24 protein-coding genes are annotated in these 26,159 nt (G+C 57.8%); 19 read left to right on the forward strand and 5 right to left on the reverse strand.

Features of this window, described 5'->3' with window-relative positions:
- Positions 1-386: 386 nt before the first annotated feature.
- The 11 genes from BXE_RS34335 (at position 387) to BXE_RS34390 (ending at position 13,684) form a co-directional block, all read left to right on the forward strand.
- Positions 387-1,814: an undecaprenyl-phosphate glucose phosphotransferase gene (locus BXE_RS34335; RefSeq protein WP_011492723.1), complete on the forward strand. Its 1,428-nt coding sequence runs from the start codon at positions 387-389 to the stop codon at positions 1,812-1,814.
- A gap of 255 nt (positions 1,815-2,069) precedes the next feature.
- Complete coding sequence (locus tag BXE_RS34345) at positions 2,070-3,122, forward strand: polysaccharide biosynthesis/export family protein (RefSeq protein ID WP_011492724.1); 1,053 nt, start codon at positions 2,070-2,072, stop codon at positions 3,120-3,122.
- Positions 3,119-3,571, forward strand: coding sequence for a protein-tyrosine-phosphatase (locus BXE_RS34350; protein ID WP_011492725.1), 453 nt, complete (start codon positions 3,119-3,121; stop codon positions 3,569-3,571). Before BXE_RS34345 ends, BXE_RS34350 begins: the two co-directional genes overlap by 4 nt.
- Positions 3,572-3,627: 56 nt before the next feature.
- Positions 3,628-5,850, forward strand: coding sequence for a polysaccharide biosynthesis tyrosine autokinase (locus BXE_RS34355; protein WP_011492726.1), 2,223 nt, complete (start codon positions 3,628-3,630; stop codon positions 5,848-5,850).
- A gap of 166 nt (positions 5,851-6,016) precedes the next feature.
- A complete protein-coding gene (gene wecC, locus BXE_RS34360; RefSeq protein WP_011492727.1) occupies positions 6,017-7,255 on the forward strand; it encodes a UDP-N-acetyl-D-mannosamine dehydrogenase in 1,239 nt (412 codons plus the stop codon).
- 23 nt (positions 7,256-7,278) lie between these two features.
- On the forward strand, positions 7,279-8,586 hold the full coding sequence (locus BXE_RS34365; protein ID WP_011492728.1) for a hypothetical protein: 1,308 nt from the start codon (positions 7,279-7,281) through the stop codon (positions 8,584-8,586).
- On the forward strand, positions 8,583-9,842 hold the full coding sequence (locus BXE_RS34370) for a hypothetical protein (protein ID WP_011492729.1): 1,260 nt from the start codon (positions 8,583-8,585) through the stop codon (positions 9,840-9,842). The genes BXE_RS34365 and BXE_RS34370 overlap by 4 nt, the downstream gene beginning before the upstream one ends.
- Positions 9,839-10,930: a glycosyltransferase family 4 protein gene (locus BXE_RS44760; RefSeq protein WP_011492730.1), complete on the forward strand. Its 1,092-nt coding sequence runs from the start codon at positions 9,839-9,841 to the stop codon at positions 10,928-10,930. The genes BXE_RS34370 and BXE_RS44760 overlap by 4 nt, the downstream gene beginning before the upstream one ends.
- Positions 10,927-11,724, forward strand: a complete 798-nt coding sequence (locus tag BXE_RS43685; RefSeq protein WP_040124390.1) for a heparin lyase I family protein — start codon at positions 10,927-10,929, stop codon at positions 11,722-11,724. Before BXE_RS44760 ends, BXE_RS43685 begins: the two co-directional genes overlap by 4 nt.
- Complete coding sequence (locus BXE_RS34385) at positions 11,721-12,929, forward strand: hypothetical protein (protein WP_011492732.1); 1,209 nt, start codon at positions 11,721-11,723, stop codon at positions 12,927-12,929. The genes BXE_RS43685 and BXE_RS34385 overlap by 4 nt, the downstream gene beginning before the upstream one ends.
- On the forward strand, positions 12,926-13,684 hold the full coding sequence (locus tag BXE_RS34390; RefSeq protein WP_011492733.1) for a WecB/TagA/CpsF family glycosyltransferase: 759 nt from the start codon (positions 12,926-12,928) through the stop codon (positions 13,682-13,684). The genes BXE_RS34385 and BXE_RS34390 overlap by 4 nt, the downstream gene beginning before the upstream one ends.
- Before the next feature lie 86 nt (positions 13,685-13,770).
- Here BXE_RS34390 and BXE_RS34395 read toward each other — a convergent pair whose 3' ends face one another.
- Complete coding sequence (locus BXE_RS34395; RefSeq protein WP_011492734.1) at positions 13,771-14,826, reverse strand: EAL domain-containing protein; 1,056 nt, start codon at positions 14,824-14,826, stop codon at positions 13,771-13,773.
- A 243-nt stretch (positions 14,827-15,069) separates the two neighbouring features.
- Between BXE_RS34395 and BXE_RS48295 the strand changes: the two genes are divergently transcribed.
- Entirely contained in the window at positions 15,070-15,348 is a 279-nt protein-coding gene (locus BXE_RS48295) for a transposase (RefSeq protein WP_085953635.1), read from the forward strand.
- Between the two features lie 168 nt (positions 15,349-15,516).
- On the opposite strand, the gene BXE_RS34400 is transcribed toward BXE_RS48295, so the two are convergent.
- Positions 15,517-16,911 (reverse strand): sensor histidine kinase, encoded by a 1,395-nt coding sequence (locus tag BXE_RS34400; RefSeq protein ID WP_011492736.1) that lies wholly within the window; start codon positions 16,909-16,911, stop codon positions 15,517-15,519.
- Entirely contained in the window at positions 16,901-17,578 is a 678-nt protein-coding gene (locus tag BXE_RS34405) for a response regulator (protein ID WP_011492737.1), read from the reverse strand. The genes BXE_RS34400 and BXE_RS34405 overlap by 11 nt, the downstream gene beginning before the upstream one ends.
- A gap of 272 nt (positions 17,579-17,850) precedes the next feature.
- On the opposite strand from BXE_RS34405, the gene BXE_RS34410 reads away from it, so the two are divergent.
- The 7 genes from BXE_RS34410 (at position 17,851) to BXE_RS34440 (ending at position 24,174) form a co-directional block, all read left to right on the forward strand.
- Entirely contained in the window at positions 17,851-18,870 is a 1,020-nt protein-coding gene (locus BXE_RS34410; RefSeq protein WP_011492738.1) for an ABC transporter substrate-binding protein, read from the forward strand.
- A gap of 42 nt (positions 18,871-18,912) precedes the next feature.
- On the forward strand, positions 18,913-19,707 hold the full coding sequence (locus BXE_RS34415) for an ABC transporter ATP-binding protein (protein WP_007178237.1): 795 nt from the start codon (positions 18,913-18,915) through the stop codon (positions 19,705-19,707).
- A gap of 16 nt (positions 19,708-19,723) precedes the next feature.
- Positions 19,724-20,587, forward strand: a complete 864-nt coding sequence (locus BXE_RS34420; RefSeq protein WP_007178238.1) for an ABC transporter permease — start codon at positions 19,724-19,726, stop codon at positions 20,585-20,587.
- A gap of 357 nt (positions 20,588-20,944) precedes the next feature.
- Positions 20,945-22,378: a tetratricopeptide repeat protein gene (locus BXE_RS34425; RefSeq protein ID WP_011492739.1), complete on the forward strand. Its 1,434-nt coding sequence runs from the start codon at positions 20,945-20,947 to the stop codon at positions 22,376-22,378.
- Positions 22,379-22,477: 99 nt separating this feature from the next.
- Positions 22,478-22,960, forward strand: coding sequence for a glycoside hydrolase family 108 protein (locus BXE_RS34430; protein ID WP_007178240.1), 483 nt, complete (start codon positions 22,478-22,480; stop codon positions 22,958-22,960).
- The gene (locus tag BXE_RS34435) at positions 22,960-23,649 is read left to right on the forward strand and encodes a hypothetical protein (protein ID WP_011492740.1); all 690 of its coding nucleotides are present in this window, start codon (positions 22,960-22,962) and stop codon (positions 23,647-23,649) included. Before BXE_RS34430 ends, BXE_RS34435 begins: the two co-directional genes overlap by 1 nt.
- A 207-nt stretch (positions 23,650-23,856) precedes the next feature.
- Positions 23,857-24,174, forward strand: a complete 318-nt coding sequence (locus BXE_RS34440) for a DUF4148 domain-containing protein (protein ID WP_011492741.1) — start codon at positions 23,857-23,859, stop codon at positions 24,172-24,174.
- 392 nt (positions 24,175-24,566) lie between these two features.
- Here BXE_RS34440 and BXE_RS34450 read toward each other — a convergent pair whose 3' ends face one another.
- Together BXE_RS34450 and BXE_RS34455 are read right to left on the reverse strand one after the other, a co-directional pair.
- A complete protein-coding gene (locus tag BXE_RS34450; RefSeq protein WP_007178243.1) occupies positions 24,567-24,815 on the reverse strand; it encodes a hypothetical protein in 249 nt (82 codons plus the stop codon).
- Positions 24,816-24,909: 94 nt separating this feature from the next.
- Positions 24,910-26,082, reverse strand: coding sequence for an acyltransferase family protein (locus tag BXE_RS34455; RefSeq protein ID WP_011492743.1), 1,173 nt, complete (start codon positions 26,080-26,082; stop codon positions 24,910-24,912).
- Positions 26,083-26,159: the final 77 nt, after the last annotated feature.

A 26,159-nucleotide genomic window follows, 5' to 3' on the forward strand; every position in this document is an offset into this window, starting at 1 on the left:
AAAGACACAAGCTAAAGGAAACGGGGGAAGCAAAAATGATTGTCTCTTTCAACAGCTCGATCCGGCTCGGGGTGGGCCGGTCCTCTAGCGACTCGCGCCAAGGGAAAGCATCGAGCGAGGCAACGCGCCTCCGACCAACGAGCGGCGTCGTTTTGCGCGGGCACGCAGCGCACGGACCGTGCTGTTCCTGAGCTATCGCTATCGCGTAACCGATCAGCAAGCAACCGAACCATTCCCTGCGAATTATTTATTTAGATCCACGACTTTGCCGGCAATCCAGTTTCCCTAAATAGAGGAATACTAAAAACAAACCTCTCCCCTTACGGGACGGGTTATTTCCGGGGGCGCGATGTGCGCCAATAAAGCGTATAGGACACGGGCATAGCATGGACGCCATATCAATTGCATATGAGAACAAGAAGTCAGCCGGCTTCCAAGGGCTGCTGGCGCGAGTCCTCGACACCTCGCTGATCGTCGGCGGCGCAGTCGCGGCGGCGCAGATCCGTTTCGAGAATCTGACTGGGGATCACGTCGACACCGGCTTCATCGCATTTGCCGCGGCCTTCGCTTTGGCGCTGTTTCCAGTATTTGGTGTCTATCAATCGTGGCGAGGCCGCTCCATGCTTCGCATGATCGGCCAGATCTGTCTCGCATGGCTAGTCGTGCAAGGCTGCGGGCTGGTTCTGATGTTTGCGCTGCATAGAACGGATTTTATATCGCGACTCTGGTTCGCCTACTGGACCGGCACGACCGGCGCAGCGCTAATCGTCGCCCGATCATCGACTTATGCGTTGCTGCGCCATGTACGCAATGCAGGACTGAATTTGCGTAGTGTTGCGGTTGTTGGCCGCGGATCGCATTGCCGGCAGGTGATGCGCGGCATCCTCGCAGCGCGCGCTAGCGGTTTCCGGGTGGCGGCCGCATTCGACCTGCACCCAGGCGCTGAGCGAGCTGCCGAATGCCCCGTCCCGAACATACAACTGTTCGATGATTTCACCGATTTCTCCAGGTTCGTTCGAGTCGAGAATATTCAGGAGATCTGGCTTGCGCTTCCGCTGTCGGAAGAAAGCATGATTTCGCGTTGTCTGCACGAATTCCGCGACGATCTGGTCAACATTCGCTTCCTTCCAGATGTGAGCAGTCTTGCTCTGTTCGATGGCAGCGTCATCGATCTCATTGGTGTGCCGGCTATCAATCTCGTCGCGTCTCCTCTGTCATCGCATGCGTTACTGAAGAAAGAGGTATTCGATCGGGCATTTTCCCTCGCCGCGTTGCTCTGTCTCGCCCCTCTGATGATCTGTGTCGCAGTCGCCGTGAAGCTATCGTCGCCCGGCCCCGTCTTCTTCGTTCAAAAGAGAAAGGGAGCCGACGGAAGGGTATTCAAGATCTATAAGTTCCGGACGATGCGAGTGCACGCGTCCGAGCCTGGCGTCATCAAGCAGGCATCACGCAACGACCCACGCATTACCCGAATCGGCGCCTTCTTGCGGCGGACGAGTCTGGACGAATTGCCGCAATTCCTCAATGTGCTAAGAGGCGACATGTCGGTAGTCGGACCACGCCCACATGCCATTGAACACGACGACCTCTACCGGACCATCGTTCACGGATACATCCACCGGTACCGGATCAAACCGGGAATCACAGGATGGGCACAGGTGAACGGTTTCCGTGGTGAAACCGATCGTGTCGAGAAAATGCAGAAGCGCGTCGAGCATGACCTGTATTACCTGACGAACTGGTCGTTCGGGCTGGACATGCGCATCGTTCTGGCAACCGTAGTACGCGGGTTGATACATCGCAATGCGTATTAATGGAACCTGACATATTCCAGCCGCGCAATAACGACCACAAACGACTCGCGCGTCTTGCGAATCACGTCAGTTGGTACATCGGCGAGCCCAGCCAGCTCACCGAAAAAATAATCGATAGGTACGAGGGTTTAACTTATGGGACATTCGAAGACATCTTCTGGAAACAGCGCGTGGCGCCGATATCACAGGTACGCGCGTGGAGTCCTGTGCGTCGCACTCTGCTGCGCGCTGGCGGCATGCGCGGCCGCTCCCGGTATGCGGATGCCCACATCCGCAACCTTGCCAACGGGTAATAGCGACACCCAAGGTCAGCAAACGGAACTGCAGATTCCGATCGTCGACATCAATACCGCACTGATCAGAAAGCTGCGCGAGTCCTCTGACCAGACAAGCACGGATCAGACGCGTGAACTATCTGGACAGTCCGGTCCGTATACGCTCGGCGCGGGAGACGTACTGCAGATTACCGTCTGGGATCACCCCGAATTGGCGGCCGCATTAGGAACGCAGAACCAGAATAACTCCAGACCATTCGATCCGGCCCAAGGATTTGTTGTCGACAACGGCGGAAACATTCAGTTTCCGTACGCCGGTTCGATTCATGTTGCCGGCCTTCGCGTCGAACAGGCCCAGCAAGCGGTCTATGCAGAGTTGTCGAAAGTCTTCATCAAACCGCAACTCACCGTTCGGGTCACGTCATTTCGCGCCAAGCAAATTTATGTGGACGGCGAAGTCAGGACCCCTGGCGCTGTGCCAGTCAACGACATTCCGTTGACACTCTATGAGGCAATCAATCGTGCCGGCGGCTTTAGCACGACTGCCGACCAAAGCCGGATGGTTCTCGTGCGCAACGGAATTTCATATCGTCTCAACCTCTCAAAGATGCTCGAGAGCGATCAGAACCCATCCAATATTCTGCTCAAGAACGGAGATCTCCTTCGCGTGGTATCGCGCGACGACAACGGTGTGTTCGTCATGGGTGAAGTCAACAAGCCCGTAACGGCGGTACCGATGAAAAGCGGCAAGCTCACGTTAAGCGACGCCCTTTCGCAGGCCGGCAGTCTGAACACAGCCAGTGCGGACGCAGCGCAGCTGTATGTGATACGAGGGGCGACAGATTCGCAGGCGGAGGTTTTTCATCTGGACGCACACTCGCCCGTATCAATGATCCTGGCAAATCAATTCGAATTGCAACCGAAAGACGTTGTGTACGTCGACGGCAACGGCCTCGTGCGTTTCAGCCGCGTGTTGAGTCTGCTGCTTCCCGCCATCAATGCTGGCCTAACTACGGCGATTGTGACGAAATGATCGATACGGTACTCATAGTCTGTGAAGGCAATCTCTGTCGCAGCCCGATGGCGCAAGGTCTTTTACAGCGGGAATTGTCCGACATCGAAGTGACGTCGGCCGGTCTTTCAGCCGCAAAAGGTGCGCCGATCGACCGTTTCGCGCGAGACCTGCTCTCAGATAGAGGGATCGATATGTCCTCACACACATCACGGCGTCTCAACGAACGATTGTGTGGCGCAGCCGACCTGATCCTTGTCATGGAATTGGCTCAGAAGCAGGCAATCGAAAAGTTCTACCCCACTACCCGCGGCCGTGTCTATCGATTGGCGGAGGCAGAGCACGTCGATGTGCCAGACCCGTTTGGCCGGTCAGCGCGCATATACGACCAGGCGATGACATTGATTGAACGAAGCGTTCTGGATTGGACGCGACGCATTGCCGACCTGTCACGGGGTCAGCGTACATAACATGACGAGTGCCTGAATCGCGCCAATAAACCGCTGAAATACGAACCTACAACAAAATGAAAAATCAATTTTCCCGCGACGAGGACGAAATTGACATCCGTGCACTTATCGATGTCATTTTCAAGAACAAGAAGTTGATAGCCACGGTCACCATCGTGTGCATGGTTTTTGGAGTCATGTACGCATTCCTGGCTACGCCGATTTATCGTGGTGATATCACGGTTCAGGTGGAAGATAACTCTGACCTGGCAGGTGCAGCGGCCGGCAATCTGATGAGCGGATTGACCTCCCTGTTCGACATCAAATCGACCGACGACGGCGAAATGCAGATCCTCGACTCACGGCTTGTCACCGCAAACATGGTGGATGAGCTGCACCTTTACATCGACGCGAAGCCTAAATATTTCCCCCTTTTCGGGGCATTTATCGCGAAGCACAGAAACTCGCTGTCGCACCCGGGGATATTTGGTCTGGGCGGATATGCGTGGGGCTCGGAAACCATAGGGGTCGATCAATTCGACGTGCCTCGCGAATTCGAAGAAGACAAGTTCTCCGTCACCGCGCTAGGTAACAACCGATATCGGCTTTCGGGCAGCGATCTCGATGCCGATGTCACGGGTGAAGTCGGAGTTCCCCTGGCAGTGAACACTCCTTCTGGACAAGTCAAGCTACTGGTGTCGCAGTTGAACGCCAGCGAGAACGCGAAATTTGAGCTGAAGCGCTATTCCCGGATTCAGGTCCTGGAACAGCTGCGGAAAGACCTCGTGATTTCGGAAATGGGCAAGGATCAGTCCGGCGTCATTGGCGTGACTTATGACGATGAGGATCCCGTACGAGCGGCCACAGTCTTGAACAGGATCGCGGAAAACTACGTCGCGCAAAATGCCGACCGCAAGGCGGCGGCGGCAGAGAAGTCTCTCGTCTTTCTGAAGAGTCAACTTCCGGAAATAGAGCATACCCTGCGGCTGGCCGAAGACCGCCTCAATGTGTATCAGAACCACCATAAAGTCGTCGATCTCAGCGAGCAGGCAAAGGCCGTGTTGGGACAGGCCGTCGAGGCGCAATCCAGTCTGTTCCAGCTCGAGCAGAAGCGTAAGGAACTCGCAACGATCTACAGCGCCCAGTATCCCGCCGTGCTTGCACTGGATCAACAGATCGCCGCCGCGCGCGCGCATATCGACAACTTCAACGAATCGATCCAGCGGCTACCGGATGATCAGCAAAATATTGTCCGGCTGAATCGTGACGTAACTGTTCAAACGAGTCTGTATGTTGGATTGCTCAACAGCGTTCAACAACTGCAACTCGCCACCGCAAGCAAGATCGGAAACGTACGCGTGATCGACCGCGCATTGGTCGCCGACAAACCAACGAAGCCAAAGAAAGCGCTTGTTATTGTCCTGGCAACCGTTATCGGCCTGTTTGGCGGAGTCGGATTTGCACTGGCACGTTCAACATTGTTCGGCGGCCTGACTGATCCCGTGGATATCGAGCGTGATCTGTCTCTCGACGTCATTGCCACTATTCCGCTAAGCGACACCCAGCGCCAGTTGACGCGAGTCAGGGAGCGAGGCGGCCGGCGCGGTCCGTCGATCCTTGCATTGGCTCGACCGCAGGAACCGGCAGTCGAAGCCATTCGAAGTCTCTGCACCGCGTTGCAGTTCGCGCTGCTGGAGAACCCGAAGAACAACGTCATTCTGATGACCGGCCCTTCGGTCGGCATTGGTAAATCGTTCACCTCCGCGAATCTGGCAACTCTGCTGGGAATGTCAAAGAAGCGCGTGCTGTTGATGGACGTCGATCTGCGCCGCGGACATCTGGCTGCCGAGTTCGGTGTGTCCGGCAAAGTCGGCCTCTCCAACGTTCTCAGGGATGACATGCCGCTGGACGCGGCAATCATCAAAGACGTGTCTCGGAACGTGGATTTGCTTGCTACCGGTCCGCTGATGGCGCAGCCGGTCGAATTGCTGTCTTCCGGCGGCATCGCCAATATTCTGGCAGAGGTATCGAGCCGATACGACATCGTTCTTCTCGACGCACCACCGGTACTGCCGGTCACGGATGCGACGGTCTTCGCGCCCTTCGCGGGGATCGTTCTTCTAGCAGCACGTTCGGGCATGACCAGCGGTGGCGAACTTCTCGAATCCGCCAAACGAATCGAGCGTGTCGGGGCGAAGATCACCGGGATCGTCTTTAACGGTTTCAGGCCAAGCCTGCGCTCCGCGCAGTATGGAGACTATGGCGGCTATGCGTACCTGAGTAACGCGACTGACACATGAAATAAGCGGCCACCTCGCCATAAGTCACGCCAAAGCGTGCCGTCGCGCAATGGCACGGCAAGCGAGGAAAGCGCCGACGCTTTATCGGTAGCACCGGGTGTCGGGCGGACCACCATGGGCCCGCAGTTGTTTCCATTAGAACTTATCCAGCGACGAGACCAACGCTATGCCATTCGATGTCGTTTCCATTATTGGACTTGGTTACATTGGTTTGCCGACCGCTGCGGCATTTGCCGCACGCCGAAAGAAGGTTATCGGCGTAGACGTATCGCAGCGTGCGGTCGATACGATTAACAAAGGTGAGATCCATATCGTCGAGCCAGAGTTGGACATGCTGGTTCACGCTGCCGTGACACAGGGATATCTGCGCGCGACCCAAACGCCGGAACCGGCCGACGCATTTCTTATCGCTGTTCCAACACCGTTTTGCGACGGGAATAAACCTGATCTGAGCTACATAGAGGCGGCGAGTCGTTCGATCGCGCCAGCGCTCAAAAAAGGCGATATTGTCGTGCTCGAGTCGACCTCGCCCGTGGGAGCGACCGAAAAGATGTCCGCATGGCTTGCCGAATGTCGCCCCGATCTGACCTTTCCCCAGCATTCAGGTGAGCAGTCCGACATCCGCATTGCACACTGTCCGGAACGCGTGCTTCCGGGACACGTTATCCGCGAGTTGGTACAGAATGACCGTGTGATCGGCGGCATGACTCGCCGATGCGGCGAATTGGCTCGCGAGCTCTACCAGATCTTCGTTCAGGGCGACTGTATTCTGACGGACGCACGCACCGCTGAAATGTGCAAACTTTCCGAAAATGCATTTCGCGACATCAACATCGCGTACGCAAATGAACTGTCGATGATCTGCGATCGGCTCGATATCAACGTGTGGGAGCTCATTCGACTTGCCAATCGCCACCCTCGCGTGAGCATTCTCCAGCCTGGTCCGGGTGTCGGAGGACATTGCATTGCCGTCGATCCGTGGTTCATCGTCGACTCAGCGCCTGAAGAGGCCAAACTGATTCGGGCTGCTCGCGGCGTGAACGACGGCAAACCTCATTACGTGATCGACCAGACAAAGCGTTTGGCCGCGCGCTTCAAGGCGCCCGTGATTGCCTGCCTTGGACTGGCATTCAAGGCCAATATCGACGATTTGCGCGAAAGCCCGGCAATAGACATCGTCAATCAACTCGCCGATGAGAAGGTAGCGGATATTGTCGTGGTCGAGCCCAACGTGTCGGTTCTTCCGGACGCGCTTCGCGGCAAAGTGGAGCTAACCAGCCTCGCGAGCGCTATTGAGGCTGCGGATATCGTCCTGCTCCTCGTCGATCATCGCGAATTCAAGGATATCAACCGGCGACGCTTGCAGTCGAAGCTTCTGGTCGATACGCGGGGGCTTTTCGCGTGACGGAGCATACAAAGGCAAGCACGATGCGCCGCCGTCCCAGGATCGATGCTCTGGCCGGCGCCGTATCGGTTCAACGCGTTGAAGCCCTGATCTGTACCGGGTTGCCCGGACTGTACCGGGTTGTTGTCTTCTTCGCGGTTCAGCATGTCTATTCGCTGGCGGAACTCGGACGGACAGCGTCAAGCATGTCTATCGCGCAGATGGTCTGCTTTTTCACCGCAATCGGATGGGCGACGCTGATATTAGTGCGCGTGCCCGCGGCTACGACCCAACGCGGCGCCATTGCAGCGTTCTATGGCGTCGCTGTCATGAGTTTTGTCACGACTGTTGTCTGCACCCTTTTTGGCCTGGCGTTTGCCACGTCCAAAGTGATCCCGTTTGATCTTCCCGCGTTTCTAGCATTGCTGTGGGGCTGGACAGCTTATCAGGTTGCACGTCACTACTTTGTTGCCTTAAAACGTTATCGCGCCGCGATCGCTTTCGACATCGCATTGATTGTCGGCTCAGGTGTCATGCTGGCCGCCTGTCAGCGCGGCGGCCTCTCTGCCGCGAGCGCGCTCGCTGCGGCCCTTGGCACGATTGCGATTGCGATGTTCGCGGGAATAGGTCGGCCTGCGCTGCAGATGCTGCCAAGGAGACTGGACAGTAAGGGGCTTCAGTTCGGTCTTACGAACTTACTGTCGGGCGGAATCGCGTTGATCTTCGTGCCGGCTGCGACGGTAATGTGTGGGGCGGCATTCGCCGGCCTGCTTTCCCTGCTTTCTTCGGTCACTGCGATTGGGATGCTTCTGCCGCGAGCGATTTCGATGACGCAACTGGCAGACCTTGCCAAGCGCAAGGCAGCCGCTGCCTCCCTCGACGAGTCACTTCGCATGATGAGCCGCAGCATTGGCTGGTGCAACGGAGCGACGCTGGGCTGCAACGTCGTTCTTGTCCTGCTGTTGGCCACCGCGCAGATACACGGTGTTACGCATCAGACAGGCGCCGTCGTGGCGGGATTACTGCTCACAGTGCAGTGCGCAGTCAGCATGATGGGCATCGCAAACAGCAGCGTCATGATGGTGTTCGAGCAGGGTGCCGCGACGGCGAAGATCAACGTCATCACCACGTCGGTTTTTGCATTGCTCGTGGTTGCCTGTTACGCATACGGTGGGCAACCAGGCTTCACGATGATTCTCTGCTCGGCGATCGCGGTGACAGTATGGCGCAATTGGCTGGTGCAAAATCGCGCCCGCGTGGTTTATCGCCAATACTCGAACTTTTGCAGACTGGCAACAGATCCCAATACCAACGGCCAGTTACACCCGCAAAGCCATGGAGCGCCCCGATGAACGCCAGTACGATATCAATGTCGTTACATCGAAATTCGCAGTTGACCGGATGGCATTCCGTTGGTGCATGGGCGATATCGTTCTCCTACCTTCTGTTTTGCATCAGCGACACGCTTCTTTCACTCGAAATGGACGGATCCCAGTTCGTCAAGCTGGGCGCGTTCGCCTTGCTGTCCACTGCAATTCTGCTGCGTCCGAGCTTTCACAAGCTAATCGCATTGATTTTGCCCATCCTGCTAACACTGTATCTAGCGATGTGGCGCACTTTTAACATCAACGCCGGTGGAGAAGAGTTTTTGCGATTTCTCGCGCCGATGGCGATCACGGTGTCAATGTTCGCCTATAGAGCCAGACTTTCGCCGGTAATCTTCATGTTCTTTGCTGTGGTGCTAAGCAACGACCTGTTCCAATGCTATTTTTATGTAGCATATGCGCTAAAACTTCCCCTGTTTCTCCCGGTGAAATTCGATTCTGGCTTGTATTTGCGAGCGCAAGGATGGATAGGTTTTTTTTCGGAATTCAGTTTTATCAACTTCTGTGCGTTTCTTCTATGTCGTCACTACCAGCCCACGCGATGGTCAAAGCGCGCGGCGTGGGTGTTCCTGACATTCGCACTGCTGGGTGTCTCTTTTAAAATTTTTGCTACGATCGCCGTATATTTTGTCGTCCAACGAAAGCTCACCGTGCGATCTGTCATTGCGGCTTTGTCCGGGATCGGCGTCTTGTTGTTCGCGCTGATGTCCGGACTACTTGATTCATTAGTCAGGATCGCAATGACCAAGCTATCGTTCTACGTCGTAGCGGGTAACTCGGCGCGAGCGGAGTCATATCGCGTCATGTTCCAGTCTTTGATGAAAGGCAACGTTTTCGGAGAAGGTCTCGGCTCATTCGGCGGGCCGGCCTCTGTCAAATATCACTCCCCCCTTTACAGCATCTACCACTTCAACTGGTACGGCCTTGGAAATACCCTCACGACCACCGACACGTTTTATCCACATCTATTCGTTGAGCTCGGCGTACTGGGCGCAGTCTTGTGGCTCGCTTTTATGGTGTTCTATGGGCAAGTAAGTCGAAGCAGGCGAATCTGGCTATTTTTGGTCGGCGCTTTCTGCTTCGACAATATCTTCTCGATGTCGTTCGTTTCCGCATCTTACGTCTTCTCAGCGTTGATGCTCATGTATCTGTTCTCACAAAATAGTCGCTCGCTCAATCGAACTGCGTTGATGGTGCAAGATCGTCACGGGGCCTTGCGATGAATGTTCACATCCTTCAGGTTGGGCCCGGGCATGGCCAGAAAGGCGGCATCGCGTCAGTGCTTTCCCAGTTGGCAGCGCAGCGAAACCAGTTCGAGCGGGCGGGAATATTCATTTCATTCTTCGAAACACGCGCGTTTCGAAGTATCGGCGGGTTGCTGGCGTTCGGCCTGATTGACGTCCCTTGCTTTGTGCGAGCCGCCAGCCGAGCCGATGTCGTGCATTTCCACGTCTCGGAACGGGGATCGTTCTATCGAAAATTCGTGCTTTTCCTTGTGTCGCTGCTGTCTGGCAAGCGCACCGTATTTCATCTTCATTCCGGTAACTTCGAGCGCTTCTTCAATCGATCGGACTGGTTGACTCGTCAGTTAGCCGAAACATTCATCCGTAAGGCCGACTGTGTTATCACCGTGTCAACACCTATAGCGAGGTGGCTACAGCGCTGGCGTCACACCGATAAGGTCCATGTCCTCGGGAATATGGCGCTTGATGCGGAGCACAGCGTCCCCGCACCTCCCCTCCTTGTAAACCAGAGGCCGTATATTGCTTTTGCCGGCCGCCTGAGCGAAGCGAAAGGGCTAGATGATCTGTTTCGGGCCGTTGCTGACTTGACCCGGAAAGGACGGGATATCGAACTCCGGATTGCTGGAACCGGTGACACGCAGCGCTGGAAGCGCATTGCCGCAGCGCACGGGATAGCCGACCGCGTAATCTTCGAAGGATGGCTCAACGGCAACGCAAAACTCGCGTTTTATAGCGGCGCGCATCTGTTCTGCATGCCAAGCCACTTTGAATCGTTCGGCATCGCTACACTCGAAGCGATGTTTTGCGGTCGGCCGGTTGTAGGCACGCGCCTGGGTGGTTTTCTTGACCTTGTTGAGGACGGTGTCAGCGGATATCTGGTCGACGCACACAATCCGCAGGCGCTTGCTGAGGCGCTCCGCAAACTGGTTGACGATCCCGAGCGTGCGCTCCATATGGGTTGTGCAGGACTTACACGCGCTCAAACCTGTTTTCGAGCGTCGTTGATCGTCGATCGATACGTTCAGTGCTATCAAAACATTGCTGCGCGTGGGGTAGGTGAACCATGAATGTAAAACGCTATCTGCTGACAGCAGCTTTATCTTTATGTTCAGCTTGCGCCGTGGAGCAAACCAGTGAAATCCCAACTCAACGGCTTCCTGCTTTTCACACCTTGTTTTCCACCAATTGGGCGCACGGTTTCGATCCCGCGATCGACATTCAAAGCTCGAACGCGCGAGACCTCGTAGTAGTCAATGATCCGCTGTCCCCAGATCGGCATGCGGTCAAAGTCAACATCCAACGTGGCGAAGATTACTCTCATGTTGCGAATGGAACTCCGCGCGGTGAATTGGTGTTCGCTCGGGCCGCGGAAATCGTTTCCGGACACGAGTACCGCATAGAATGGTCAACCCTGTTACCCGCCGATTTTGTATTCGACGACGAGCAGATGCAGATCATTATGCAGATCCACCAGACGGATACGTGGGTAGGTTCCCCGCCCATCATGCTGCAGCTTCAAGGAAGTGATTACCTGTTTTCCGAACGCGGTGGCCTCGATACCAGGCAAAGCCACAACATTCTTTTGCACGGTGCGGACGCGGACCGCGGCAAATGGGTGCACTGGCTTCTATGTTATCGACCTGATTCGACAGGAGAGCGAGCAAAAACGGAATTATGGAAGAACGGTCAGCAAGTATTTGCATCCCGTGGTCACCAGAATGCGTATCCCGAGGAACGCCACGCATACTTGAAGCTTGGTGTCTATAAGCCAAGTTGGCAAACCTTTCGCTCGAAGGTTAGCGAGACTGGACTGTTCTATGGACCTGTCTCCATCTCCGTGCGTGGAAAGGTGAACCAATGACTCCCCGTCTCGACGCCGGCTCGCTTGCTGACGCACTCATTATGCAATGTCGGGCGACCGACTATGCAGGATACGACCCCTTCGACGGCCTCAACAGCGTCCTGTTTGAGAAGCTAGGTCTAGGCTCTCTTCCGTTTGCGAAGATCGCCTGGTTGCAGCTTCACAAACGCAGCCCCGTAAACTTGCGCCCGCTTGCCGGCATCGCGCGTCGCCGCAACCCCAAAGGCATTGCGCTAATCATCCTTGGGCTTCTGGAGCGTGAGCGAAGAACAGGCGACGGATGGGAAATTCCCGAAGCCGCTCGGCTTGCTGAATGGCTTTTAGGCCAGCGCTGTGACAGGAGTGAATGGAGGCACAATGCCTGGGGTTATCACTTTGACTGGGCCGCGCGTGCTTTTTTTGTGCCTCGGGGCACGCCCAATGCGATCACCACTTGCTATATCGCGCGAGGACTTACTGCACTCGGAGATAGAACAGGTAATCAACGGTTCATAGACGCGGCAACAGACGCTGGTCTTTTCGTAGACTCGCTTTACCGGAAAGGCGATGGCTATTATGCGTACATTCCTGGTGAACCCGCTTTCGTGCACAACGCCAACCTTTGGGCGGCCGCAGTTGTTGGAGAGACCGCGAGTCGAGTGGGAGACAACACGCTCATGCATCGTGCGCTTAGTGCTGCACGCCTCTCGGTGGCAATGCAGCGTGAGGATGGCGCGTGGCGATACGGTACGCGTGATCATCATTCGTTCGTGGATGGTTTTCATACCGGCTACAACCTGGAAGCATTGTCGGCGCTACAACGAGCGGCCGGAACTGACGAGTTCGACAACGCCATCCGTGCCGGTATGGACTATTACCGGCGGAATTTCTTCTTGCCAGACGGCACCGTTAAATATTACGACCACGCCGTCTGGCCGCTCGATACCCATTCGGTCGCGCAAGCATTGCTCACCCTGCTGAAAGTGGGCGCATCCAATGAAGATCATCGATTGGCGACTAAAGTCTTTGAACGCTCCGTAGAAACGCTCTATATGCCACGTGAGCGCCGCTTCATGTACCAAAGGGGAAGACTGACGAAAAATCGAATCAACTATCTGCGGTGGACACAGGCGTGGGCGTTCTATGCAATAGAAACTTATGCAAACAGGGTTCAGGTCGAAAGCGGCAAAGAGACGATTGAATATTCTCAGGGGTGCGCACAATGAAACGGATCGAGCTTTTTGGATGCCCGATGGACATCGCCACCATGCAGGAAACCGTCAGGGTTATCGGCGACCGTATCGAGGCTCAACAATTCACGCAGCATGTTGTGGTTAATGTCGCAAAGCTGGTCAACATGCAGACGGACAGCGTGCTTTATTCATCGGTTCGCGCGTGCGATATCGTAAACATCGATGGCATGGGCGTCGTTTGGGGAGCGCGACTATTGGGCCATTCCGTGCCGGAGCGAGTAGCGGGAGTTGATCTTTTCGAACGTCTCTTGCAACTGGCAGCAATGCGAGGTCTGCCCGTATTTCTCCTGGGGGCGACTGAGGAAGTGGTGGGACACACTGCCACCGTTGCAACAATGCGACATCCTGGCTTGCTGATCGCCGGCTATCATCACGGATATTTCTGGGATGACGAGGAGACGGTAGTTGAGAAGATCCGGAAATCCGGTGCGAGGCTTCTCTTTGTGGCAATCACATCGCCAAAGAAGGAAAGTTTTATCAACCGCTGGCAGGATCGGCTCGGCGTCGATTTCGTGATGGGTGTTGGCGGCACTTTTGATGTCGTTGCTGGCAAGGTACGTCGGGCTCCGCAATGGATGCAACGCAATGGCCTCGAATGGGCCTATCGGGTTGCGCAGGAGCCGAGGCGCATGTGGAAGCGCTATTTCGTCACAAACAACCGGTTTGCACTTATGTTGCTGAGAGCACGCTTCGAATCGACATTTAAACGGTTGGAAGACGAACACTGAAAAGACGCGCGGAAATCAGGTTGCAAGGTCAGAAAGCTATGAACACACGAGGTTCACTGGTTCCCCGCTGCGCCGCGAACGTCGCCTCAACGCCGTGGCTCCAACACACCCGCCAACCCCACTCGCGGCCGCGACACCAAAGCCCCCTGCACCAACACCTCCGGCCACCGTCTCAACCACTGCAATTGTTCTTCGGTGTCCACACCGCTCACCACTACTCGCACATCCAGCGCGTGAAGCAGATCGATCAGCGCCGTCATCACAGTGCCTGCACGCGCATCACGTGGCACTGTCGCCATCAATTCACGCGCGATCGTGACGGTATCCACATCGAGCCCGCCGAGTAGCGCCATCGACGACCCGCCATTGCCCCAGTTGCCGAGCGTAATGCTGACACCGATATCTCGAAGACTCTCAGTCAGCGTGCGTAGGGTAAGCAGCTTTGCCGCTTCCGCGCTGTCTGAAACTTCGATTTCAAACAGCCGGGGCGGCACGCCATAAGAGTCGGCCACGCGCGCGACCTCGCCAGCGAACGATTCGTGCAGTGCCACGTGTGCCGGCATCGCGATCGCAACCGGCGGCAATGGCAGATTCGCAGCGAGACAGCCACGTAGCTCGCGGCATACGCCATCCACGACGAACAAGGCCATGTCCAACGCAAGTTGCGGATGGCCGAGCGCCGTCATGAAAAGGGCTGGAAGCAGCAGGCCATAATCCGGGTGCTTCCAGCGAAGTTGCGCTTCCAGTCGCGCCAAGGTCCCGCTTGCCGCGCGATAAGCGCCCTGAAACACGAGATGAAATTCACCCGCGCTCAACCCCTGCCGGACTCGGCTTTCGGATTCATTCAATTCCACAGAAGCGCTGCCGGCAGCATCCAGCCGGTTTTGAGGGAGATGCAAGTCGCATTTCGTGAAGGTGAGCAGTTCAGGTTTTGCATAGTCGAGCGTGTGCATGACAGATTCGTCTTTTAATTCCGTTGCTTTATGCACATGCCGTGCCAGGCGATTCGACCAGTGCGTGAAACACAGGATGAAATGCCGGAAATAGCCGACTTGCGCCGCGTTGCGGCTATCAGATAGGCGCTTCGAGAAAGATGGTTTTCTTTGCCAAACGTTTGCGCAATACCGCGCGTTACGTAGCATTCCACATCACGTTACGTTGCACCGCACACCCGCGATTCGTCACGAACGCATGCGAATGCCGATTGACGATTTCGCGGCTCGACAATTCAGGCAAGTCAATAGTCGAGCCAGCGAAATGCAGAACAATCTACCGGGACGCAACGCAACAAGACAATTTGACCGCTCAAAGAAGATTTACTAGTATCGACACAAAATGCGGCGGACAACACTGCTCATTCCTCACACTGTATTTCCGGGTGGCCAATGCTACAAATCCCTCTCTCTGACGACGATTGGGCTCGCGTCCAGAGTCTCTTTCCCGATCTTCGTTCCACGCGCGGGCGGCCCCGCCGCAGCGATCGCGAGATTCTCAACGCGATACTGTGGGTACAGCAGAAGAAAGAGAAATGGCATCGGCTTCCTTCCAATTTTCCACCACAGCAAACTTGTTATCTTAGGTATATGACCTGGAAGAAGACGGGAGTGCTGGATCAGGTGAATAAACTTCTTCCAATGTGCGGTCAGGAATTGTCGAGTTTCTGATCGGCATTTTTCCATTTGTTTCGGATGCCATATCAAACTGGAAATGTCCTGACGCATAAGAAACCGCATCTGTCGCCGTCACATACTGCATACGGTTTGACAGGTTTCGCACGCTCGCGCCGACCGTGCGAAACCAATACTGGAGTACCCACGCAAACACGTATCGCTTTAAGCTATCTGCGGCTGCTCAACCGCAACTCGCGGAAACGACACGCTGATATGCACGCCTTTACCGCCCGCGCCGGGTTTCAGCGTGATCTCGCCGTGATGGGCGTCCGCAATTTCGCGCACGATGGCGAGGCCTAGCCCGGTGCCTTCCGTATCCGTCGACGCCCGGAAAAACGGCTCGAATACACGGCTGCGCGATTCGGCCGGAATACCGGGACCGTCGTCCAGCACACAGACGGTGACGGTATCGCCGTCGCCATCCACGCCGACAGTGACGTGGCCGCCACTGCTGGTATAACGGATCGCATTCTCGGCGAGGTTCGCGATCAGCGCCTGAAGCAGGCCACGATGTCCCGCAACCGGTGCGGGTCCGTTCAGTTCGGCCCCCAGATCGATGTCGCGGGCCTGCGCAAGCAGCGCGAGATCTTCCACTACTTCCAGGGCAAGCGGCACCAGGTCCACCGTTTCCACGGCGAGTTGGGTGGTGTCGGCGGCCTCGGCTTGCGCGAGCAATAGCAGCTTGTTCGTGAGCCCCACCATAGAACGGTTACTGCGGTGCATCGCAGCCAGTGCTTCATCGAGCGCGGGATTCAAACCGTCCTGCTGGCGCGCGAACTGCAATTGCGTGCCGAGCAGCGTAAGCGGCGTGCGCAACTGGTGCGCGGCGTCGGCGATAAAGCGGCGCTGCGCAGCCACCTGAACACCAAGCCGCGAAATGCACTGATTGATCGCTTCGACAATCGGCCGCAATTCCGTATGCAGACGCTCGACACGAATCGGCTCGAGCTGCATAGGATCGCGGTCCGCCACATCCTCTTTCACCTTCATCAGCGGTCGCAATTCGAAGGTCAGGCCGATGCAGACCAAGGCGACCGCGAGCACGATCATCTCGATCTGCCGCACCAGTTGCGGTTGCCACAACTGCTGGGCCATCGCGTCGCGCGAGCGCACCGTCTTGCCGACCGTCACGCGCACGCGGCGCGTCGCGCCGTTGTCGTACATGAGGCGCACGAGGCCGACAGCGCGCACGGAATGCCCCTGCAGATGCGTGTCGTAATGATCCGGTGTGTCCGGTGCCTGCACCGGACGCACCGGGAAATCAGGCGTGCCGGCGAGCAGACGCCCGTCGTCGACACTCACGCTGTAGAACACCTGGTCGCGGTAAGGCGATACGAATACTTCGAGCGCGGCGGGCGGCACATCCACGCGCAGGAAACCATCTACCCATTCCACTTCGCCCGCGATCATGCGCGCCGATGAGATCAACTGATTGTCCTGCACCAGATCCGCCGTGCGCCGCGCGTTGTCGTATTCGGCCTTGCCGGTCACGAACACATATAACGCGAGTGGCACGAGCAGCCACCACAACAGGCGCATGCGCAAGCTATTGGTCATCTTCTTTCTTGCGCAGCAGATAGCCGAGCCCGCGCAGCGTGACGATAGCCGCGGAACTGCCGTCGAGTTTCTTGCGCAGACGCGAAATATAGATTTCCACGGCGTCTTCGCTCGGCTCGTCTGCGAGCGTGAAGATCGCGTCGACCAGCGCGGGCTTCGTGACGGTTTTGCCCAGTCGCAGAATCAGCGTTTCGAGCACCGAGCGCTCGCGCGGCGTAACGTTCAGCGGTGCGCCCTTGAGTGTGAACTGCCGCGTATCGATGTCGAACGCCAGATCGCCGCATACTACTTCGCTCGCCTTTGAGGGCGACTGCCGCCGGATCGCCACCTTGATCCGCGCGATCAGCTCGCGCACTTCGAACGGCTTGACCAGGTAATCGTCCGCGCCGGCGCCGAGCAGTTCCACCTTTTCGTCGATCGAGCCGCTCGCCGTCAGAATCAGCACCGGCGTCGCATCGCCGCGCTGGCGCAAACGGCGCAGCACGTTCTTGCCCGACAGCTTGGGCAGATTCAGGTCGAGCAGGATCACATCGTAGTGGTTGGTGCGCAGCAACTGGTCGGCCGCGTCGCCGTCCTGCACGGCGTCGAGCGCGAACGCCTCCTGCTCCAGCATCTTCGCGAGCCAGTGCGCCAGCGTGGGGTTGTCTTCGATAAGCAGCAGCTTCATGGCGGGAGCGGCAAAAGTCAGGCCGTCGATTGTGCCGTAAAACAAGGGGTTTGCGCGCTTCCTCTGTGGTTTGCGGCATACGTTGCGGAGTTTGGGGCGGGCGTTGGGGTGAGATTTTGGCGAGGTCGCGGCGAGGTTTCGGGTTAACACCCATGATTTGCCCCCGGCCCAGAAAGCTACCAGAAGGTTTCCAATTTCTATAATCGCCGTCATTCACCCAGAAAGCGCCGCATGCATCACCCAGCGGCGACCAAACCTAAGGAGACTGCTTCATGCGTACCTTGCGCCAGATTGCCGTTGTGTCAGGTGTTGCGTTTGCCCTTGCAGCCGCTTCGGCTGCCGCTCACGCGGAAAAGCTCACGATCATGGTCGGCGGCGCCACCAAGATCATCTATCTGCCCGCCAAACTCACGGAACAACTCGGCTACTTCAAGGACGAGGGCCTCGACGTCGAAATCCTCTCGCAACCGGCCGGCGTCGACGCGGAAAACGAACTGCTCGCGGGCGCGGTGCAAGGCGTAGTGGGCTTTTACGACCACACCATCGACCTGCAGAGCAAGGGCAAGGAGGTCCAGGCGCTGGTGGTGTTCGGGCAGGTGCCGGGTGAAGTGGAAATGGTCTCCACCAAAGCCGCCGATACCTTCAAAAGCATGGCCGACTCGAAGGGTAAAACGCTCGGCGTGACCGGACTCGGCTCGTCGACCAGCTTCCTTACGCAATACCTCGCGCAACGCGCGGGCGTGCCGTCCACACAATACACACTGCTGCCGGTTGGCGCGGACAATAGCTTTATCGCGGCTATCAAGCAGAACCGCATCGAGGCGGGCATGACGACCGAGCCGACTGTCTCGCAGTTGCTGAAAACCGGCGACGCCAAAGTGCTGGTCGACATGCGCACGCTGGAAGGCACGCGCGCCGCCCTCGGCGGCACCTATCCGGCTTCGAGCTTCTACGTGCAACGCGCGTGGGCGGAGTCGCACAAGGACGAGGCCGCGAAGCTCTCGCATGCTTTCGCGAAGACGCTGAACTTTATCGCGACCCACAGCGCGGAAGAAATCGCCGCGAAGATGCCGAAGGACTACTACGGCAACAATAAAGACCTGTACGTCGGCGCGCTGAAGGCGTCGCTGCCGATGTTCACGAAAGACGGCAAGATGCCCGCCGACGGTCCGGACACGGTATTGAAGGTGCTGTCGGCGTTCAATCCCTCAGTGAAGGGTAAGCATATCGATCTCGCCAAGACCTACAGCAACGACTACCTGTCGGCGGCGGTCAGGACCGCGGCGAAGTAACGCTCCTAAATCAACGTCACGAGAACAGCGAGGCACCAGCCGATGAATCAACCCATGTCACGCGATACGCCAGCCATCGAGATGCGCAACGTATCGTGCCGTTTTATTTCTCCGGATGGCAAGGCGACGATCGCGTTGCGCGACTTCAGCATGTCCGTGGCGCGCGGCGAATTCGTCGCGGTAGTCGGCCCGACGGGTTGCGGCAAGTCCACCACACTCAGCATGATTACCGGCCTGCTGAAGCCCACCACGGGCGAAGTACGCGTGATGGGCGCGCCGGTGGACGGCATCGATCCGCGCATCGGCTTCGTGTTTCAGGCCGATGCCGTTTTCCCGTGGCGCTCGGTGCTCGACAACGTCGCAGCGGGCCCGCTGTATCGCGGCCGCTCGAAATCGGCCGCGTATGACGAAGCCAACGAATGGTTGCGCCGCGTAGGCCTCGACAAGTTCGGCAAGCACTATCCGCATCAACTGTCCGGCGGTATGAGAAAGCGCGTGGCGCTTGCGCAAACCTTCATCAACAAGCCGGAAATCCTGTTGATGGACGAGCCGTTTTCGGCGCTCGACATGCAGACACGCACGTTGATGCAGGACGAACTTCTGCAATTGTGGGGGGGTGCCGGCTCGGTGGTATTCGTCACGCACGATCTGGAAGAAGCGATTGCGCTCGCCGACCGCGTATTCGTGCTGACCGCGCGCCCGGCAACGTTGAAGAAAGTGTACGAGATCGATCTGCCGCGTCCGCGCGTGACATCGGAGGTTCGCTACGACCCGCGTTTCATCGAAATCTCGCGCGACATCTGGCACGACCTGCGCGAAGAAGTGCAGATTGGTTAATCAAGGAACGGCAAACATGTCTACTACCTCTCAACAGATGATGCCTTCGGGCATCGACGCCGCGTCGCTCGCGCAAGTCGAACGCGTGGCGCAAAAGCGTATCCGCCAGCGCCACGCGCTCGTGATCACGTTGCGTATCGTCGTGCTGGTGGTCGTACTCGGCGGGTGGGAACTATCCGCGCGCCTGAAGTGGATCGACCCGTTCTTCTTCTCGATGCCGAGTGCGATTTTCGACCAGATCGTCGACTGGTTTGTGAACGGTACCTCGCAAGGCCCGCTGCTCACCCAGGTGTGGGTCACGCTCGAAGAAACCGGCCTCGGTTTCATTATCGGCTCGGTGGCCGGTGTGTTCTGCGGCATCGTGCTCGGCCGTAACAAGCTGCTGTCCGACGTATTCAGTCTCTACATCAAGATCGCCAACTCCATTCCGCGCGTGGTGCTCGGCTCGGTGTTCGTGATTGCGCTGGGTCTGGGCATGGCGTCGAAGGTGGCACTGGCAGTGGTGATGGTGTTCTTCGTCGTGTTCGCCAATGCCTTCCAGGGCGTGCGTGAAGCCGACCGCTACATGATCGCGAATGCGCAGATTCTCGGCGCATCGCGCCGTCAGGTAACGACCTCGGTGGTGATTCCTTCAGCGTTGAGCTGGATTCTCGCCAGCTTGCACGTGAGCTTCGGTTTTGCGTTGGTCGGTGCGGTGGTGGGCGAGTTTCTCGGCTCGAAGCAGGGTATCGGTCTGCTCATTTCCACCGCGCAGGGCGCATTCAACGCGAGTGGCGTATTCGCGGCGATGATCGTGCTGGCTGTGGTCGCACTGGCGGCGGACTATCTGTTGACCGCGGTCGAACAGCGGTTGTTGAAATGGAGGCCGGCTGCCGTTTAAGCGGATTATCCAGGCCGTGTAGAAGCCGGCTTATGGGAAAATGGAATGCCGTTCAGTCACAAGCTGAACGGCATTTTTTTGTACGGAAAGAAAAACACGAAGTACGTTGAACGCACAGCTCTGGTGCGCTTCGCAGAAGCTGACAGATCTGCAGCTTTAATTCCCCGCCGCCTGTCTTCCACCAACAAACTGGCAATCACCGTTCGTTGGTCCGCACGCAACACATTTCCGCTCCCACACGCGCCGCAATAGCATACAGCCCCGCCGCACAAGGCACTGTGCGCAGTGGCACGGTCGATGCGTAATAAGCGCCACCCAGTCGTGCACTTACCAACATCAGGTGAATCGAGGTGCGTCATGTCGAGTGTGCAAAGTCAGCGCCGGCCAGTGAATTGGCGAAGCCGGTCTTTTCCCGCGGAGAGCAGTTCGAAGCATCGCACTCGAACCCGCCGCTTTGCGACCGGATTCGTGCCGCTCGGGTTGCGGACCGCCGGTTTCATCGGGCGAGGTCCGAAGCAATTGTGGCCGTATGTTTTGCCGTGGTTCTTCGCGGTACTCACCATCGGTTTCCTCTGCCTCGTCGTGCGCGGCGTACTCACGCGGCAATTGCTGGTGCCGCCCGTCGAAACACCGCAGTCGCTGGTGGAGCGCGGCTATACGTCGAACTTTCTCGCGGAACGCATCATGTCTTCGATGAGAGCGATCGGCCAGGACGCCGAGTCGATTCCTCACGACACCATGACCGATAACGATGCGCAACCGGACATACAGATCCCCGGTCAGGAAATGTCGTATGCGACGACGGTGCGCTTCATCAAAGGCGTCATCAAGCGCACGGATGTTGTCGTTCACGTCGGCATCACCAAGGTGAACGACAGCGCGGACTCCTACATAGCCCATGTGCAGATAGAGGGCGGACCCTTCAATTCCCGCGAAAGCATGGTGCCTTTCGAAGGGCGCGATCTGGAAAAGTTCGTGCATGACATTGCGGTCAAAGCCATGCGCCTCGCCGAGCCGAATATTCTCGCCAGCCATCTCTATTCGCAAGTGCAGAAAACCAGGTGCTCGCTCGCGCAGTGCAATTACGGCGAGATCGTCTCGATCTATGACGAGGTGCTGGCACTGCCCGCCTCCGAGCAAGGCGAATGGGCGCTGGCCGGCAAGGCGTGGTTGCTTGCCAATCAAGGCCTGTCCAAAGAGGCCGAACAGCAAACCCGAGAAGCGCTGACCGTGTACACGCATTCGGCGGTGCTGCGCGCAAGCCTCGGCATTGCGCTCGAACAGCAGCATCGCATCGACGACGCGCTCGCAGCATTACGAGCGGGTGCGAGCGAGAAGTCGAAGACGGCTGAAAACCTGCGTCTTCTCGGCGACGTGCTGTTGCATGCGAATCGCTATTCCGAAGCACTCGACGCGTTCAGGCAGGCGGGCAGCATGAAGCCGGACTCCGTCGACAACCTGCACGATTGGGGCGAAGCGCTCGTCACCGTGGGCCGCTACGACGAAGCGATCGAAAAGCTCTCCCGCGCGGTCGCACTGCGCCCCGATCTGGCGCCCTCATACGCGGAATGGGGCCGGGCACTGGATCGCAAAGGCGATCTGCTCGGCGCCTCGCGCAAATATGCGCAAGCGCAGCAACTCGACGCAGGGAGCGTCTCGGCGCGGGAAAGTCATCTGGCGCGGATCGCCAGGGCGGTTCAGGAAGGCGACCGCCCCGACACATCCAAACCCGATGGACAGGTCAGACCCGTTTCGAATCCCCCCGCAGCACTTCCGTTTCAAACCGCTTGAGAGCAGTCGGCAGTACCGGATGGACCGCCACATAAATGGCCCGGCTCACAAGCACTTTTACCTTCGCAGTAGTACACACAGTGGAAGAGGAGATGGTCGATGGACAACTTCGATGATGCATTCAAGGCGCTGATCGGAAATGAAGGTGGGTACTCCTTCAATCCGCACGACCCTGGCGGTGAAACCATGTGGGGCGTGACGGCGCGCGTGGCGCGCAGCCAGGGTTATACCGGCGCCATGAAAGATCTGCCTCTGGATACCGCGAAACAGATTGCCAAACAGAAGTACTGGGATCCGTTGCACCTCGACGAACTCGACGCGCGAGTAGCCTTCCAGATATTCGACGCCAATTACAACGGCGGCCTGGTGGTGTTGTGGATGCAAAAGGCGTCCGGCGCGAAAGAAGACGGCAAGTTCGGCCCGGACACACTGGACGCGGTCAAAAGCGCTGACCCGCTGAAGTTTGTCATGCGCTTTGCCGCTTATCGCCTGCGTTACCTGCGCAACCTGCATGCATGGCCCAATTTCAGCCGTGGATGGACAGACAGAATGGCCTCGAATCTTCTCCTGGGAGCAGCATAATGGACTGGTCAAAAGTAGCCTCGAACATTGGTAGCACCGCCCCGCTTCTCGCCGGACTCGTGGGTGGTCCAGTCGGCCTCGGCGTGACAGCCGCCGCGTCGATCATTTCACACGCACTCGGAACGCCGAGCGATCCCACTTTCGTCGAGCCCGCGTTGAACGATCCTGGCGCGCTCGAGAAGATCCGCCAGGCAGAGAGCGCGAACTCGTTGCAGTTGCAACAGTTGATGGTGACCGCCGCCCAGGCAGGCCTCGCACACGAAAGCGACATGGCGCGCATCCAGGCCGCCGATCGGGCCGACGCGCGCGCAATGGGAATCTCCAACAAGGACTGGGTGCCCAAGGTGCTTGCTATGGCGGTGACTGCGGGATTCTTCGGTATTTTGCTGCTCATGGCCTTCCAGCCACTGCCGGGGCCGAACAAGGATCTCGTCAACGTGATCGTCGGCGCGTTGGGTACGGCGTGGATCAGCATCATCGGTTACTACTTCGGCACGTCGATCGGATCGATGCGCAAGACCGAACTGCTCGCCAAGCCCAGTGTGCCCATTACGCCGGACAGCGCGGTCACGCTGCGCGAGCCCGCAACTTCGGCACCCCGTTCACAAGCGGCTCCCGCGCCGTCGCATGCCGAGATGTTCCAGCAGTTCGCGCCGGGTGCACAGGGTCCGATTTTTTCGGGTAACTGACTGCCGTTCCGCAGTCCGGACGATGCACGCGGCGAGGATTGGCTCGCTGTGTGCATCGTCTGTTGAAGTCGCTTTGTCTCAGATCCAGCAACAAACATTACCTGAAACGGTGATTACTCTCTCCAGGTCGCAAAACTAGAATGCAATCACTGACTACGAACGAGAACGCTCGTAGCACGACAAAAACCGAACTGGAGGTAGTTCATCATGAAATCGCTCATTCAAGCTGTTGTTATCGCCGCTGTGCTCGCCGCTCCTATGGCTTCGTTTGCGCAGTCCAACCAGCCCGTGACCCGCGCTCAGGTGCGCGCCGAATTGATTCAACTCGAAAAGGCAGGCTATCAACCGGGCCGCGACGACCCGTACTATCCGGCTGACATTCAGGCTGCCGAAGCTCGCGTCGCCGCTCAGAACGGCACTGCGCAGGCAGCGGAAAGTGGTTTCGGCGGTGTGGTGAGTGGCGCATCGCAAGCAGGTCGCCCGGTTCCCGCGAATGGCCCGAAATCGGTCTACTTTGGCAATTAAGCGGCAACCAAGCGGCAACTAAGCGGCAAAGTGGCCACGCGGCAACGAGGCGGCGGCTATGAGGTAATCAAGCGGTAACCCAGCCGTCACCTGCTGTTCAGCGGCCCGGCCCCGCGCAGGCACCAAGACTTGTGCAGGGCGAGGGCGCTCAGCGCGCAGATGCCATGCGCGCACTGATTCAAAGAACTGGCCCGCGACCGAGTGTTCCCGATCGCGGGCCAGTTGTGTATTCCTTACCTCCGTCATCGGGCTTCCGATGACTTCCGCCTGGACCTTCACGGTCCGGGCGCTTTTTCCTGGCGTGCGGTTTGGCGGCGCCTCCGTGAATATCGCAACGGCCTCGGCAACAGGCGGTGACAGGCCCGTTTCAGATATTGGGCCCGCGGACCGCGTCAGTCACGAGCGACCAGATCGCCCACCTGGCCGCGCCCGGTGACAAGACAGCTCGACAGGAAATTCTCGCCCTGACTGCTGGCACCAGTGTCTCCAAAGCCTTTTTTCAGCGCGTCCGATTTGACCAGCTCGGCGCCCTGATGGCACGTTATCGTCCCCATTTCCCCCGCTTGCGCGCGCATCAACGCCCTATCCGCCATCAGATAACCGAGCAGCAGCACGACGGCAATATTGAACGCTTGTCTCATGGTTCGCCTCCTCTTTTGAGCAGACTAACGCGAACCCCGGATGCGTGGTCCTGGGGGTTTCCCGATCGGACGCTATTCCATGATGCAGATTAAATCAGCCAATGCTTCCGCGCGATCCGCCATGCGGAGCGACCTGAGCCGGCGTTGCGCGCAAAAAACGGAACTTCTGGATGCTCCGCTGCACGCGTTTGGTGTTCCGCTCGAATAGCAGATAAACGGCATAGGCATACACGTAGCACAAGGCGAGCATGCCCAGCAGCACCAGTGCGCCACGGGCATCGAACTGGATCCGCTGCCCGAATCCGACCGCCGCGACGAATAGAATGAACGAGAAATGCGTCAGATACAGTGAATACGAGAACCCGGAAAACCGTATCGCGATACGCGACAGCGGCGCCGGATGCAGCCGGACGTTTTCCCAGAGAATGCAGCGCAGGAAGATGAAGCACGGCACGCCGACGATCCAGTCGTTACTCCACACGAACAAACGCGAGCACACCAGCGCCGCGACAAACACTGCACCGCTCGCGAGCGTGAACCAGGGCAAGCCCGTACGCGCGCGGCGCGCCGGAAAGCGCTTTTCCAGCACCACCAGGACGACGCCGAGCAGCCATAGTCCGAACCCGCTCAGAAGCGATGGAAACGCAATCATCGTGGCGAGTGCGAATGCCGCCGCGGCGAAAGCGCCGAATCCGCGGCGCTGGCGCAATAGCACGAAACACGCTGGAAACCAGAGGTAATACCAGAACTCGTTGGCAAGGCTCCACAGCGGCCCATTGGAGCCATAAGTACCGCACGCCAGGGTCTGCAGGAACGCGAGATTGCAGGCCAGCGTTGCCGCGCCGAGATGCGACGCGACGTTGATCTGCTGATCGAACGTACCTTCGGTGCCGAGATAGAAAGGTCCGCCTGCCAGCGCGATGCCCATGCGATCCCAGAACATCGTCAGCAGCAGTGCGGGAATCAGCACGATCCACAAGCGCGACATGCGCTCGGTCAGATAGCGCTGCCAGTTCCATGTTCCGGCCTCGGCCTGGCGCAACACCGATCCGCCCACGAAGTATCCGCTCAGCAGGAAAAACACGATCACCGCGGTGTGGCCGTAGTTGCTGACGAAATAAAACGCCTTGCCCGCCAGCCCGATTCCGGCACTCGAACGGTAATCGACGAACATGAGATTGCGCAGATGACTCACGCATACCGCGCCCGCCGCCAGTGCGCGGATCAGGTCCAAAGTGTCGCAATGCTGTTTGCCGGTGAGCGCCATGTGAGTCTGGACTGGACAGAGAAGTTGTCCACCAAACTACGGCTCACCCTGCTTTTATTCGGTACGTTCGCCCACAT

This window comes from Paraburkholderia xenovorans LB400 (assembly GCF_000013645.1).
GTDB lineage: Bacteria > Pseudomonadota > Gammaproteobacteria > Burkholderiales > Burkholderiaceae > Paraburkholderia > Paraburkholderia xenovorans.